General features: G+C 59.8%; 15 protein-coding genes. 3 read left to right on the top strand and 12 right to left on the bottom strand.

Going from position 1 to position 13,927, the window contains the following annotated elements; translation table 11 throughout:
* Positions 1-680 (bottom strand): ABC transporter permease subunit (locus ACIOVB_RS20790; protein WP_401270923.1); only part of this gene is annotated, 680 nt, incomplete at its 3' end.
* A gap of 66 nt (positions 681-746) precedes the next feature.
* The gene (locus tag ACIOVB_RS20785; protein WP_187679676.1) at positions 747-1,694 is read right to left on the bottom strand and encodes a choline ABC transporter substrate-binding protein; all 948 of its coding nucleotides are present in this window, start codon (positions 1,692-1,694) and stop codon (positions 747-749) included.
* Positions 1,695-2,130: 436 nt separating this feature from the next.
* On the opposite strand from ACIOVB_RS20785, the gene ACIOVB_RS20780 reads away from it, so the two are divergent.
* Both ACIOVB_RS20780 and ACIOVB_RS20775 read left to right on the top strand, forming a co-directional pair.
* A complete protein-coding gene (locus ACIOVB_RS20780; protein ID WP_401270921.1) occupies positions 2,131-3,507 on the top strand; it encodes an L-serine ammonia-lyase in 1,377 nt (458 codons plus the stop codon).
* 610 nt (positions 3,508-4,117) lie between these two features.
* Complete coding sequence (locus tag ACIOVB_RS20775) at positions 4,118-5,221, top strand: GlxA family transcriptional regulator (RefSeq protein WP_007949927.1); 1,104 nt, start codon at positions 4,118-4,120, stop codon at positions 5,219-5,221.
* 113 nt (positions 5,222-5,334) lie between these two features.
* On the opposite strand, the gene ACIOVB_RS20770 is transcribed toward ACIOVB_RS20775, so the two are convergent.
* The 6 genes from ACIOVB_RS20770 to ACIOVB_RS20745 all read right to left on the bottom strand — a co-directional run bounded on the left by ACIOVB_RS20770 (position 5,335) and on the right by ACIOVB_RS20745 (position 10,858).
* A complete protein-coding gene (locus ACIOVB_RS20770) occupies positions 5,335-5,598 on the bottom strand; it encodes a hypothetical protein (RefSeq protein ID WP_103304375.1) in 264 nt (87 codons plus the stop codon).
* A gap of 255 nt (positions 5,599-5,853) precedes the next feature.
* A complete protein-coding gene (locus ACIOVB_RS20765) occupies positions 5,854-7,017 on the bottom strand; it encodes a gamma-butyrobetaine dioxygenase (RefSeq protein WP_401270919.1) in 1,164 nt (387 codons plus the stop codon).
* A 22-nt stretch (positions 7,018-7,039) separates the two neighbouring features.
* The gene (locus tag ACIOVB_RS20760; RefSeq protein ID WP_401270916.1) at positions 7,040-7,516 is read right to left on the bottom strand and encodes a thioesterase family protein; all 477 of its coding nucleotides are present in this window, start codon (positions 7,514-7,516) and stop codon (positions 7,040-7,042) included.
* Between the two features lie 240 nt (positions 7,517-7,756).
* A complete protein-coding gene (locus ACIOVB_RS20755; RefSeq protein WP_401270913.1) occupies positions 7,757-8,722 on the bottom strand; it encodes an L-carnitine dehydrogenase in 966 nt (321 codons plus the stop codon).
* A 228-nt stretch (positions 8,723-8,950) separates the two neighbouring features.
* Positions 8,951-9,838 carry a 3-keto-5-aminohexanoate cleavage protein gene (locus ACIOVB_RS20750; RefSeq protein WP_401270911.1) on the bottom strand — a complete coding sequence of 296 codons (888 nt, stop codon included), beginning with the start codon at positions 9,836-9,838 and terminating at the stop codon, positions 8,951-8,953.
* Positions 9,839-9,913: 75 nt separating this feature from the next.
* Positions 9,914-10,858: a choline ABC transporter substrate-binding protein gene (locus tag ACIOVB_RS20745; RefSeq protein WP_401270909.1), complete on the bottom strand. Its 945-nt coding sequence runs from the start codon at positions 10,856-10,858 to the stop codon at positions 9,914-9,916.
* Positions 10,859-11,050: 192 nt separating this feature from the next.
* Between ACIOVB_RS20745 and ACIOVB_RS20740 the strand changes: the two genes are divergently transcribed.
* Positions 11,051-11,995 carry a GlxA family transcriptional regulator gene (locus ACIOVB_RS20740; protein ID WP_401270907.1) on the top strand — a complete coding sequence of 315 codons (945 nt, stop codon included), beginning with the start codon at positions 11,051-11,053 and terminating at the stop codon, positions 11,993-11,995.
* Positions 11,996-12,132: 137 nt separating this feature from the next.
* On the opposite strand, the gene ACIOVB_RS20735 is transcribed toward ACIOVB_RS20740, so the two are convergent.
* The 4 genes from ACIOVB_RS20735 to ACIOVB_RS20720 all read right to left on the bottom strand — a co-directional run bounded on the left by ACIOVB_RS20735 (position 12,133) and on the right by ACIOVB_RS20720 (position 13,741).
* Positions 12,133-12,549, bottom strand: a complete 417-nt coding sequence (locus tag ACIOVB_RS20735) for a DUF3010 family protein (protein ID WP_103304488.1) — start codon at positions 12,547-12,549, stop codon at positions 12,133-12,135.
* A 28-nt stretch (positions 12,550-12,577) separates the two neighbouring features.
* Positions 12,578-12,901: a helix-turn-helix domain-containing protein gene (locus ACIOVB_RS20730; RefSeq protein ID WP_401270904.1), complete on the bottom strand. Its 324-nt coding sequence runs from the start codon at positions 12,899-12,901 to the stop codon at positions 12,578-12,580.
* A complete protein-coding gene (locus tag ACIOVB_RS20725; protein ID WP_187679665.1) occupies positions 12,885-13,139 on the bottom strand; it encodes a type II toxin-antitoxin system RelE/ParE family toxin in 255 nt (84 codons plus the stop codon). Before ACIOVB_RS20725 ends, ACIOVB_RS20730 begins: the two co-directional genes overlap by 17 nt.
* 200 nt (positions 13,140-13,339) lie before the next feature.
* The gene (locus ACIOVB_RS20720; RefSeq protein WP_187679664.1) at positions 13,340-13,741 is read right to left on the bottom strand and encodes a lysozyme inhibitor LprI family protein; all 402 of its coding nucleotides are present in this window, start codon (positions 13,739-13,741) and stop codon (positions 13,340-13,342) included.
* Positions 13,742-13,927: the final 186 nt, after the last annotated feature.

Raw genomic sequence — 13,927 nt, 5'->3', positions numbered from 1 at the left:
AGCACCCCCCTCGACCCCGACAGCCGGCAGCACAGGGTGATGCCCGCCGCGATGCCCGGCATGGCGTGAGGCAGTTCGATCCGTGAGAGCAATTGGCGACGCGAGCAGCCGAAGGCCTTGCCGGCGTCCATCAGTTCTTGTGGGACATCGCGGATGCCCAGGTAGGTCAGGCGGATCGGCGCAGCGATGGCGAACACCACCGTGGAGATCAGGCCTGGCACCACACCCAGCCCGAAGAGGGTCAGGGTAGGAATGAGGTAAACGAAGGTCGGTACGGTCTGCATCAGATCGAGTACCGGACGCATCACTGTGTAGAACATCGGTTTGTGCGCGGCGACGATGCCCAACGGCACGCCGATGACCACGCAGACCAGGGTCGCGAACATGACCTGGGCGAGGGTTTCCATGGTTTCCTGCCAGTAGCCCAGATTGAGGATCAGCAGAAAGGACGCAATCACAAAAACAGTCAGCCCCCATTTGCGCTGGATGAAATGGGCGAGGAGGGCAATGAGGCCGATCAAGACGAAAGGGTTGAACCAGGTGAGCGCAAACGTCACGCCGTGGATCATCGTTTCCAGCGTCACGGCGATGGCGTCGAAGGTGTTGGCGCCGTGTTGCGTCAACCATTCAACGAAGCCCGCGATGTACTGGCCTAAAGGTATTTTCTGATCAATCAGCATGGTAGTGAACGTCCGCATGCAAGGAAATAAACAGCCCGGACGGCCGGAGCCGTCCGGCATAAGCGATTACTGAGCAATCTTGGCTTTCACGGCCTCCAGGCCAGGTTTACCGTCAATGGTGGTCACGCCAGCGAGCCAGGTATCGAGCACTTGTGGATTCTTTTTCAGCCAGGCCTTGGCGGCCGCGTCAGGCTTCATCTTGTCGTCGAGGATGTTGCCCATCAGTTCACTTTCCATGTCGACGGTGAACTCCAGGTTCTTCAGCAACTGGCCGACGTTGCTGCACTCGGTGGCGTAGCCCTTGCGGGTGTTGGTCGCCACAGTTGCGGCACCGAAATCAGGGCCGAAGAATTCGTCACCACCAGTCAGGTACTGGATCTTGAAGCGCTTGTTCATCGGGTGCGGCGCCCAGCCGAGGAACACCACTTCGGTGCCACGCCGAGAAGCACGGTCAACCTGCGAGAGCATGCCCGCTTCGGAGGATTCGACGACTTTGAAACCGGCGGTTTTCAGGCCGAAGGCGTCTTTGTCGATCATGCTCTGGATCAGACGGTTGCCGTCGTTGCCAGGCTCGATGCCGTAGATCTTGCCGTCGAGTTCTTTCTTGAATTTGGCGATGTCGGCGAAGTCATGCAGACCTTTGTCGTACAGGGCTTGCGGCACGGCGAGCGTGTACTTGGCGCCCGTGAGGTTGGTGCGCACGGTTTCCACGGTGCCGGCTTCGCGGTAGGCCTTGATGTCGTTTTCCATGGTCGGCATCCAGTTGCCGAGGAACACGTCCATGTTCTTGCCGTCGGCCAGCGACTTGTATGTCACAGGCACGGAGATCATGGTGGTCTTGGTCTTGTAGCCGAGGGCGTTGAGAACAACGGAGGTGGTTGCGGTGGTGGCGGTGATGTCGGTCCAGCCGACATCGGAGAAGTTAACGGTACTGCACTGCGCCGGTTCTGCGGCTTGAGCCAGTAACGGCAGACTCAGCATGGCGGCCAACAACAACGACGGGGAACCTTTCATGGATGGACTCCTTGGTGTTTTTTTTGGCAGTGTTCCGACTGTGGACCACCGCACTTATAGGTTGCGGTTGGATGGCGTTCTGGAGACAGCTCTACCACGGCGCCTTGCAATCGAGTCATAACGATCATGTACCAGTGAAAATCTGACGCCTACAGGGGGCGTCGTATCCAGTACAGGGATGGTCGCATCCAGTGTCAGTGACGTCGTTTACAGCTTTTTTCAGCCCCGTTTGGCCATCTGAACCGCATAAAAACGGCGAAAACCGGGGACGAAAGCGCTACGGCGTTAGTGGGCATGAGTGCGTCGGTGTCAGACGCCGTGCGACCCGACAAAAGCCTGATGATGCCGGCATTCCGGCGGATCGCAGCTTGAGCGTAGCAGCTCCGCCAGTGGGCGTTTCACGCCCCGGACCGGCATCCTCAGGAGCTCTGCAGCAATGGCTATCAGCGTTTTCGACCTGTTCAAAATCGGCATCGGCCCTTCCAGTTCTCACACCGTCGGGCCGATGCGCGCCGCGGCATTGTTTGTCGAGTCGCTGCGCAGCAAGCACCAGTTGGAGCACGTGCGCCGCATCGAAGTGCAACTTTTCGGTTCACTGTCGGCCACCGGCATCGGTCACGGCAGCGACAACGCAGTGATCATGGGCCTGATGGGCGAGTGGCCGGACGCAATCGACCCGTCGCAGATCGGCCCGCGCATCCAGGCCTTGCGCGAAACTCACACCCTGCTCTTGGATGGTCGCCTGTCGGTACCGTTTGTCTGGGCTCGCGACATGCGCCTGATTGACGAAAACCTGCCATTCCACCCCAACGCCATGACCCTGGTTGCCGAAGGCGATCACGGTGAACTGCATCGCGACACCTACTATTCAGTCGGCGGCGGGTTTGTGGTGGATGAAGCGCAGGCGTCCAGCGGTGTGGTCGATCTGGATCGCACCGAGTTGCCTTATGACTTTTCCAGCGCCGTCGAGCTGCTGGAACTGTGCAAAAAGAACAACCTGCGCGTCGCCGAATTGATGATGGCCAACGAAAAGGTCTGGCGCAGTGAAGAAGAGATACGCGCTGGGCTGATGACGCTGTGGCGGGCGATGCAGGATTGCGTCGAGCAGGGCCTGAAACACGAGGGCATTCTGCCCGGTGGTTTGAATGTGCGGCGGCGCGCAGCGAAGTTGCATCGCAGTCTGCAAGAGTTGAACAAGCCCAATGTGATCGGCTCGACCCTGAGTGCGATGGAGTGGGTCAACCTGTTTGCCCTCGCCGTCAACGAAGAGAACGCCGCCGGTGGGCGCATGGTCACGGCACCGACCAATGGAGCGGCGGGGATCATCCCGGCGGTGTTGCACTACTTTATGAAGTTCAGCGAAGCGGTGACTGACGCCAACGTGGTCGATTACTTGCTGGGCGCGGCGGCGGTGGGGATTCTGTGCAAGAAGAATGCTTCGATCTCCGGCGCCGAAGTCGGTTGTCAGGGCGAGGTCGGCTCAGCCTGCGCGATGGCGGCGGCGGGGCTGGCGGAGATTCTTGGCGCCACGCCCGAGCAATTATGCAACGCAGCGGAAATCGGCCTGGAACATAACCTTGGCCTGACCTGCGATCCGGTGGGCGGGCTGGTGCAAGTGCCGTGCATCGAGCGCAACGCGATTGCGGCGGTGAAAGCGATCAATGCGGCGCAGATGGCCTTGCGCGGGGATGGTCAGCATTTCATCTCGCTCGATAGAGTGATCCGCACCATGCGTGATACCGGCGCCGACATGCATGACAAATATAAAGAGACGTCGCGGGGTGGGTTGGCGGTGAGCGCAGTTGAGTGCTGAAACAGAGGTGTCCTGTGGCGAGGGGATTTATCCCCGATGGGCTGCGAAGCAGCCCCAAATCCTGAAATCAAGTTCTGCCTGACACACCTTGGTGAATGGATTTACGGCCGCTACGCAGCCGGTCGAGGATAAATCCCCTCACCACAGGGATCCATGTTTGATTTGAAATTGCTGCAGGGCCTGGACCAGTCAAAACTGCTCGGTAAGTGAACACACATAACCGCAAGCGCCACCTTTTAGCGCGTCGCAATCAGATAAGAGTATTTCCCAGTTCCATCACCTGATTCGCCCCTCCTACCGTCCGTCACCCGTGCCTTGGGTGACACTCCCCACCAACTGCGCGCAGGCCAGTTCCCACAAGTGCTACCGATTTGCTCACAGGCTACGGGGCAGGGCTTTCGCCATCGCTGATGGCACTTCGAAATACCTTTCGTCGGACGTCTCGAATAGACACGTCGCGACGTCGTTTTCAGGAGTTATTGAACGCTCATTCAATTTTAGGCATGGCAATTGCTCTGTCATAACAAAGCCCGTCTCCCGCATGAGTACGCGGCAATAACAAGAGCCTCCGCCTGAGGCCATCACCCGCTTTGTGTGAGGAGATACCGCGATGACGTCGTTCAACTCCGGGGCCCAACCCCAGAACCGTGCGCCTCAATCCATCGGCTTTCTGCTGCTGGACAATTTCACGCTGATTTCCCTGGCCTCTGCGGTAGAACCGCTACGCATGGCCAACCAATTGTCCGGTCGCGAGCTGTATCGCTGGAGCACCCTCACCGTCGATGGCGGCCAGGTGTGGGCCAGTGACGGTCTGCAGATAACCCCCGACGCCTCCATGCACAAAGCCCCGCCCCTGGACACCGTGATCGTCTGCGGCGGCATCGGCATTCAACGCACTGTTACCCGTGAACACGTCTCATGGCTGCAAAGCCAGGCGCGGCAGTCGAAGCGTCTCGGCGCCGTGTGCACCGGCAGTTGGGCGCTGGCCTGTGCCGGCCTGCTCGACGGTTTCGATTGCAGCGTGCACTGGGAATGTCTGGCGGCGATGCAGGAAGCTTTCCCGCGCGTGGCGATGAGCACTCGCCTGTTCACCCTCGACCGTAACCGGTTCACCAGCTCCGGCGGCACCGCGCCGCTGGACATGATGCTGCACCTGATCAGCCGCGATCACGGCCGTGAACTGTCCGCCGCAATCTCGGAGATGTTCGTCTACGAGCGCATCCGCAACGAGCAGGATCACCAGCGCGTGCCGCTCAAGCACATGCTCGGCACCAACCAGCCGAAGTTGCAGGAAATCGTCGCGTTGATGGAAGCGAATCTGGAAGAGCCGATCGACCTCGACGAACTGGCGGTGTACGTCGCCGTGTCGCGTCGACAGCTTGAGCGCCTGTTCCAGAAGTACCTGCACTGCTCGCCGTCACGCTACTACCTCAAGCTGCGTCTGATCCGCGCCCGGCAACTGCTCAAGCAGACGCCGATGTCGATCATCGAAGTGGCTTCGGTGTGTGGTTTCGTGTCGACGCCGCACTTCTCCAAGTGCTACCGCGAATACTTCGGCATTCCGCCGCGTGACGAGCGCGTGGGTTCCAATACGACACAGCAAGTGGCGATGCTGCCGCTGCCGCAGGCGATCGTGATGTCGCCGTTGTCGGGGCCGATGTCGGCGTTGAGCCAGGCGCGGAACGAGTCGACGTTTGCCAGCGTAAGGCTGTAAACCGAGGTGATGCTATCGCTGGCAAGCCAGCTCCCACAGGATCTGTGTCGGACACAAATTGTGTGTTCATCACAAATCCCTGTGGGAGCTGGCTTGCCAGCGATGACGGCCCGTCAGGCGCTATGTGTCTGTTGGTACTGCGCCAATGCCGGCAACAACTGCTTATCGATGGCCTGACGCACCGCCGGCTGAATGCTCGCGCCGCTGGTGTACATGTCCTTGACCATCTTGCGCAGTTCAAACGCGCGAACGTTATCCAGGCCACGCACCGCACACTCACAAGCCTGCTCCGCCGTGGAGCCGCTCGGCACTTGAAATCCCAATGCCTTGAGCTGGCCCAACAGGTCTTCCTGATCGATCAAATCGGCATACATCATGAGGCGAATCCTTCTTCGGCAACGGAGGTCGTGGCTCGATTCTGGTAGGCAAGGGGAGGGACGGCAAGGGCGATTTGTCGCAGTGGCCGCGACTGCTATGAACAGGTCGTTTTCGGCTAACTCGTCGTAAAGGGGAGTGGGCACACTGACCTCAGCTTGCAACACGAAGGTTTGGTCACCCTCGCACGGCAGCTCCTCAACAGTACCCTCTGCCCCGATCCTGTCACGGCTGGTATCGGGGCTTTTTTTTGCGATCTAGCGTTGCAACACCAGGATGCGCGACAACAACTCATCCCGGTCGATGTAACCGCCCTGAAAGTGCCGCGCCCCGGTGCTTGGGTCAAACGCATTGCGCGCGTGCAACGTGCGGCGATTATCAAAACACCACAACTCACCTGGGCTAAGCCGCTGCATCAAGCGAAAACGCGGCTCCCGCGTCATCGCGATAAACCGCCGATAAGCCCGATACAACACCGGCATCTGTTCCACCGACGTCTCGAACGCGCCGCGCAGAAAATTCGCCATGCGAATCTCCGCGACCCGGCCCAGCGCATCCAGCGCAATGATCGGCGCCAGATAGCGATAGTCGCTATGACGATCCTTGTTGCGAAACTCTACCGGGATCTCGCACAGCGCCTGAAATGACGCAGAGTCTTCCTGGCGCAAGGCATCGGCAATCGCAAACCCGTCGACAAAAATGCTCTCGCCACCCTCAGCGTCATTCACCAGACAATGCAGAAATTGCAGCCCCGGTTGCAGCTCTCGGGTTGGCAGATCCGTGTGCAATGGCAGGTTGAAAGCGGTGTAGGCGTTGCTGTCGGCGTTGGCCTTGGATTGCACGTTGAACAGCACGCCGAAATTGCTTTCGCGGATGAAGGAAATGCGTTGCGCAATGGGTTTCAGCGAACCGGTTTCGGTGGGTACGCCGCGCACCTGAGTCAGACCAATATCACGCACGGCGAGCAGCCATTGCAGCAAAGCTGCGTTGTCGTTCATCAGCGCCAAGTAATCGAAGACCGGCAACTGCAAGTCGTTGTGCCACAGGTAAGGCTTGGGTTTGGCGGCCAGGCGTTCGGCGCGGGATTCGTCGTCATAGGCATGCGCCCGCAGCCAGCCCGGATCGAAACGGCTGAGATGGCCGTCCTGCCAGTCGATGCGCAGGCAGCCTCCGGTATCGATATACGCAGCAACGGGGGCCAGATCCTGTGCCGCATCGACAATCTCGAAAAGCTGTTCGCGAGTGACGTTGTAGACGCACTGTTCACACGGGCAGTTATCCCGCAACCAGACATGATGAAACGGGCTGATGCGGCCATCGGCCCAGGCAATCGAAACGCGATCCGCCAGGCTCTGCACGCCACTCAGCGCGCTGATCAACGGATAAGTACGGAAGTCGGCAACAGCGGCAGCGGTGTTCATGGCGGCTCCTTGCGATTGGGATTTACCGGGCGGGTGGCAGGGCGATGACGCGGCCGATGTAAGCGGGGGCGGGCAGGTCGGTCTGCTCGGCGACGATGGCTTGCAGGCGGCTCAGGATGTCGGCACTGAACGGCGCCGAACGCGGGCCGGCAAGGTCGACGTGGAGCAGCATTTGTTCGTTGCCGGCCAGTTCCTGGTCTTCTCCGACCTTATGCAGGCTGTGATAAAGGTGCAGGCGCTTGCTGTCGTGGCCGATGATTTGCGTGCGCACTTCGACGTCGGTGTCGAGCTTCACTTCATGCAGGTAATTGAGGTGCAGTTCGAGGGTGAACAGCGAGTTGCCGCTGGCTTCGCGGTTGTTGCTGTCCATGCCGAGACGGTCCATCAGGGCGTCGGTGGCGTAGCTGAAGATCAGCAGGTAGAAGGCATCGCGCAGGTGGCCGTTGTAGTCGACCCAGTCGGGGATGATTGTGGTTTGGTAGGTAGTAAGGACGGGCATGATTGGGTTCCGGCAGGTGACGGGTCGTTAGGATCAAGAGCTACCCCCTCACCCCAGCCCTCCCGAAACGTCGGACCGCCCCCAAGGGGGCGAGGGGGAGAGGGAGCTGATCGGGGGCTGTTCAGACCTTGAGTTCGGCTCGATATTTTCAGGTCGGCGTAGCTCGAACATTCACCTCGGTCAGTCCCCTCTCCCCCCGGGAGAGGGCTAGGGTGAGGGCAGCGGTTTGAAGCGGACGCATCACTCGCTGAAACTCATCCCATGCTTCTCCTTGGTAGCTTTCACCGCCTCAAGCACCGCCAGCAAACAATCATCACGATAGCGCTCCAGCGCCGAAATGCTGCGCTCGCCAAGCTGTTCACTGGTGCCATCCACCACGTCATCGATCAACTTGTCGGTCAACTCCGGCGCCGGCAGATACGTCCACGGCAACTGCAACGCCGGGCCGAATTGCGACATGAAGTGGCGCATGCCGGCATCGCCACCCGCCAGGGTGTAAGTCAGGAAAGTGCCCATGAACGACCAGCGCAAACCGGCGCCAAAACGGATCGCATCGTCGATCTCGCCGGTAGTCGCCACGCCATCGTTGACCAGGTGTAGCGCCTCGCGCCACAGCGCTTCGAGCAAGCGGTCGGCGATGAAGCCCGGAACTTCCTTGCGCACATGCAGCGGACGCATGCCGAGGGATTCGTAGACTTTCATCGCCGCTTGCACGGCTTCGGGCGCGGTGTTTTTGCCACCGACCACTTCGACTAGCGGCAGGAGGTAAACCGGGTTGAACGGATGACCGACCACACAGCGTTCCGGGTGCGTCGAACTCTCGTAAAACTCACTCGGCAACAGGCCCGAAGTACTCGATCCAATCAAAGCATTGGGCTTGGCCGCTGCGCTGATTTTGCTGTGCAGTTCCAGTTTCAGTTCCAGGCGTTCCGGGGCGCTTTCCTGAATGAAATCGGCATCGCACACGCATTCTTCGATGGTCGCGACAAAACGCAGGCGATCTTGGGATGCGCCCGGCGCCAGGCCGCTTTTCTCCAGTGCGCCCCAGGCATTGGCCACGCGTTTGCGCAGTGCCGCTTCAGCGCCGGGCGCCGGGTCCCAGGCCACCACATCGAGGCCGTGGGCGAGGGCGCGGGCAACCCAGCCGCTGCCGATGACACCGCTGCCCAACGCGGCGAAGGTTTTGATTTCGGTGATAAAGCTCATGGCGATTTCCTGAGAGAGTTCGGTGATCCCTGTGGAAACTCTGTTCTTGTGGCGAGGGGATTTAGCGAAACGTCGCACCGCCCCGATCGGCTGCGAAGCAGTCGTAAAACCAGCACCCTCGGTCTATCTGATGCCCCGGGTTGTCAGGTTTTGGGGCGGCTTCGCCACCCATCGGGGATAAATCCCCTCACCACAAAATTTATGTTCACAGGGGAGAAAGGGTGAGGTTCAGCCGCGCTGGGTCAGGCCCATCTTCTTGCGGCCTTCCGCCGGGGTCAGTACCCGGGCACCGAGGCGGCTGAGGATCTCGGTGGCGCGTTCGACCAATTGACCGTTGGTCGCCAGCACGCCCTTGTCCAGCCACAGGTTGTCTTCCAGGCCGACCCGAACGTTGCCGCCGAGCAACACTGCTTGCGCGGCCATCGGCATCTGCATGCGGCCGATACCAAACCCGGCCCACACCGCGTCCGCCGGCAGGTTGTCGACCATGGCTTTCATGGTGGTGGTGTCGGCCGGCGCGCCCCACGGGATGCCCAGGCACAGCTGGAACAACGGGTTGTCGAGCAAGCCTTCCTTGATCATCTGCTTGGCGAACCACAGGTGACCGGTGTCGAAAATTTCCAGTTCCGCTTTCACGCCCAGCTCGGTAATGCGCTTGGCGCCTGCCCGCAGCTGAGCCGGGGTCGAAACGTAAATGGTGTCGCCATCGCCGAAGTTGAGGGTGCCGCAATCGAGGGTGCAGATTTCCGGCAGCAATGCTTCAACGTGAGCCAGGCGCGTCAGCGGGCCGACCAGATCGGTGTTCGGGCCGAACTCCATCGGATTCTCGCCAGCGCCGATCTCCAGGTCGCCGCCCATGCCGGCGGTGAGGTTGACGATGATGTCGACGTCCGCCTCGCGGATGCGCTCCACCACTTCGCGGTACAGCGCCACGTCACGGCTGAACTTGCCGGTCTGTGGATCGCGCACATGGCAGTGCACAACGGTGGCGCCGGCCTTGGCCGCTTCTACGGCGGCTGCGGCGATCTGTTTCGGGGTGACCGGCACGTGGGGGCTCTTGGCGGTCGTGTCGCCAGCACCGGTAAGTGCGCAGGTGATGATGACGTCGTGGTTCATGAGGCGGTTTCCTTCAGGCGTGATGGGTCTGTTCGCAGCCCTTGCCGGACTGCGAAGCGATGATTCAGTGGTGGGTTATTGGCTGGTCAGTTGCAGGTTTTCAGCGGCTGGTTTGCCGTCGAAAGTGGTCACACCTTCGAGCCAGCGCTGTTTGTCTTGCGGGTGATCCTTGAGCCATTGCCTGGCCGACTCAAAGGCGTCCTTGTGATCGAGCAGCGGCTGCATCATCCGGCTCTCGTCTTCGGCGGTGAACGTCAGGTTGCTCAGCAGGCGACCGATGTTCGGACATTGCTCGGCGTATTTCGGTGCGGTGACCGTCCACACCGTGGCCATGCCTTCGTTCGGGCCGAGCGCGTCGTCGCTGCCGGTGAGGTAGGTCATCTTGACGTTGACGTTCATCGGGTGCGGCGCCCAGCCAAAGAACACCACGGCCTCTTTGCGGCGCACGGCGCGATCGACGGCGGCAAGCATGCCGGCCTCGCTGGACTCGACCAACTGGAACTTGCCGAGGCCGAACTGGTTTTTTGTGATCATTGCCTTGATTTGGGTATTGGCGCCCGAACCCGGCTCGATGCCGTAGATCTTGCCGCCCAGCTCTTTCTCGAATTTGGCGATGTCGGCGAACGTCTTCAGGCCCTTGTCGGCCAGATAGGTCGGCACGGCGAGGGTGGCGCGGGCGTCTTTGAGGCTCGGTGCGTCGAGGACTTTGACCTGATTGGCATCGACGAACGGGGTGATGGTCTGGGTCATCAACGGATTCCAGTAGCCGAGGAACAAGTCCAGACGCTGGTCGCGGATCCCGGCGAAGATGATTTGCTGGGACGCGCTGGTTTGTTTGGTGCTGTAGCCGAGGCCGTCGAGCAGCACCTGGGTCATGGCACTGGTGGCGATCACGTCGGTCCAGTTGACCACGCCCATGCGCACGTTCTGGCAAGACGCGGGTTCGGCCGCCATGACGCTGGCGCTCAAGAAAGCGGTACCGCTGAGTGCAAGAACACAGCTGCTGATCAGTCGTTTCATGTCGGGTTCCTCGGCAGGTCGTTTATTGTGAGTTCCGGCATCTGGCGTGCCGGTGATGCAAAGTTACGCAGCTATACGCCCATGAAAGCGCACTGCGGCGACTGGCATTTGCACTGTAGCGACCTGTGCGCTTGAACGCTGACGACAATCGGCGTATCAACGATCCACGCTACCCGCCGACCGAGTGCGCACATGTCCCAGGATTTCTACTTTTTGCTGATGCCGGGGTTCTCCGCCATCGGCTTTATTTCCGCGATCGAACCGCTGCGTGTGGCCAACCGCTTTCGTGGCGAGTTGTACCGCTGGCATGTGCTGAGCGCTGACGGCGGGGCGGTGCTGGCGAGTAACGGCATGTCGGTCAACGCCGACGCGGCGCTGGAGCCGCTGAAGAAAGGCGCGACGTTGTTGGTGGTGGCCGGGTTCGAACCGCTGAAGTTCGCCACGCCGACGCTGGAGCATTGGCTGCGCCGCCTGGACAACGAAGGCGTGACCCTCGGCGCCATCGACACCGGCAGCTTCGTCCTCGCCGAGGCCGGCCTGCTCGACGGCCATCGCCTGACCCTGCACTGGGAAGCCATCGACGCCTTCAAGGAATCTTATCCACAGCTCAGCGTGACCCAGGAGCTGTTCGAGATCGACCGTCGACGCATCACCTCGGCCGGTGGCACGGCGTCCATCGATTTGATGCTCGACCTGATCGCCCAGGCCCACGGCCCGCAACTGGCAATCCAGGTCAGCGAGCAGTTCGTGTTGGGGCGCATCCGTCCGCGCAAAGACCACCAACGCATGGAAGTCGCCACGCGCTACGGCATCAGCAACAAGAAGCTGGTTCAGGTGATTGGCGAGATGGAACAACACAGCGAACCGCCGCTGACCACGTTGGCGTTGGCGGAATCGATCAAAGTGACCCGGCGCCAGCTTGAGCGCTTGTTTCGGCTGCATCTGAACGACACGCCGAGCAATTTCTATCTGCGCTTAAGGCTGGAAAAGGCCCGGCAGCTATTACGCCAGACGGATATGAGCGTGCTGGAAGTCAGCATCGCTTGCGGTTTTGAATCGCCGTCGTATTTCACCCGCAGCTACCGGGCACGTTTCGCCCGTTGCCCGAGAGAAGACCGCCGTACCGCCAACGCCTGAATGGGTGTATACAAAACCAATGTGGGAGCGAGCCTGCTCGCGAATGCGTGTGTCATTCAACACCAATGTCGACTGACAGATTGCATTCGCGAGCAGGCTCGCTCCCACAGTTGGTTTGTGTCGTCTGGAAGATCGGGTTACTTCTTCACCAACGCCGAACACGCCGCTTTATAAGCCTCATGCTGATACTTGTTCAGCGTCCCCGGCAGCTCAAAATTATGCTTCTTGGCCTGCGCATTAATGGTCTGCGGCGACAACAACGTCACCTCGCAGCCATCAAGCAACTGAAACACACCCTCTATCTTGAACGTGGTCGGCCCGCCGGCAAATTCACCCTTCTTGCTGCGCTTCTTGATCGCAATCCGGTCAATCGAGTTCTCCCGCACAAACGAAGCGACCTGCGCGGCGAAGCGCTTGACGTTGGCCGCTTCGTCGTCATCGTCGAGGGCGATTTTCTTGGTGCTGAGGGCGACGTGGCTCAGGGTCGAACCGTCGAGAGCGGCCACGGCGATGATCGCTTCGCTGCCTTTGATTTCGATGCCGCAGATGTTCATGGGAATTCCTTTGAATGAAGAGGGCAGCCTACAACTCAAGTTGATTGGCCGTGATGCCGAATGCTGCTGCAATTTTCTCGCGGGTCGTCCTGCGTGGCTTCGCTACCGTTTCCTGTTGAGCGAACGCCGGTTGAGAAATTCCCAAGCGCTTCGCCACTTCTTCCTGAGTTAGGTTCAGGTGTTCGCGCCAGGCGCGGATCGGTGTCGCCCCGTCGACCATTCGACTGACCACCTCATGCGGGATCAGATCGGGCTGCATTTTCTGTGCGACGTATTGCGCATAGGGAATGACTACGAAGGCGGGGTTGCCTTCGGCATCGTTGATGATTTGGATGTCAGTAGGTGCGTTCATCGCGTTTTTTGACCTCTTGAATACTGACCACTTTGATTGCGCCATCCCAATCGAACATGACTCGATAATTGCCGACGCGCAGGCGGTAGGCGTAGTCATGGCCTATCAGTGCTTTGACATTGCCAACATCAGGCATATCGGCAAGCGCCGTAACGGCATCCCGAACCTGCGCCTGATGTGCGGTGTGCAATTTCAGGAGTTGCTTAACGGCCTTTCGAGTCCAGTGGATGCTGTTCATGGAAGAATATAAGTCTTTTATAAGATTCGCGAATCTTTACTTATATTTTTCCGGTGGCCAATCAACAATCGTTGACCGCATGTTGCGTGAAAGGCCCTTCGTTTTAGGCATTCAAGCAATTTGTGTAGGCGATGTCGGAGTAATTTGTAGGAAGAGAGGAGTGTGGGGTTGAAAGCCGGAGGCAGTTCCAGCTTTCAGGATCACTCCTGCCCAATCGACTCCAAAAACTCCGACCGCTCATCGCTCATCCGCGCCACGCAGTCATTCTGCGCAATCTTGAACGCCTTGCTGCCTTCGGTGGCCGGGAATGCTTCCACCGCGCAATCTGCATCCCGCGTCTTCAGCCACTGCTGCTGGGCGGTTTTGAGTTTGGTGGTGATGTCGGCCAGCTGCGCCGGGTTCTTGCCGTACGCGGTTTGCATGCGTTCGGCTAGGCTGGCGTAGTTGTCTTTGAGCAGGTCTTCGGCGGTGGTACGGCTGTAGGTCGAGCATTCCAGGGTCTGGACGTCGCTTTCGACTGCGTCGCACGGGTTGTTGTCGGACTCTTCAGCGGCGTGTACGCCGGTCGCAATCAAAGCCAAAGCCAGGAAGATCGATTTCATTGATGTCGCCGCTCTAATCCAGTGGTGTTTCCAAGATGCGGGAGATTCTGGCTCAAGCTTGCAGGCTTGAACAGGTGGCTGGTCGGGCCGCTTGGTGACCCTTTGTCGCGGATTGACGCTTTCGGCAATTCCCCTGTCGTTTTTGCACCCGGTCGCCCCTGCACCGAGGCATATGCTGGCCCCAAA

Origin of the sequence: Pseudomonas sp. NPDC087639 (assembly GCF_044743385.1) — a bacterium.
Classification (GTDB): Bacteria; Pseudomonadota; Gammaproteobacteria; order Pseudomonadales; family Pseudomonadaceae; genus Aquipseudomonas.
The sequence above is the reverse complement of the archived record's forward strand: the minus strand, read 5'-3'. Positions and strand labels throughout refer to the sequence as shown.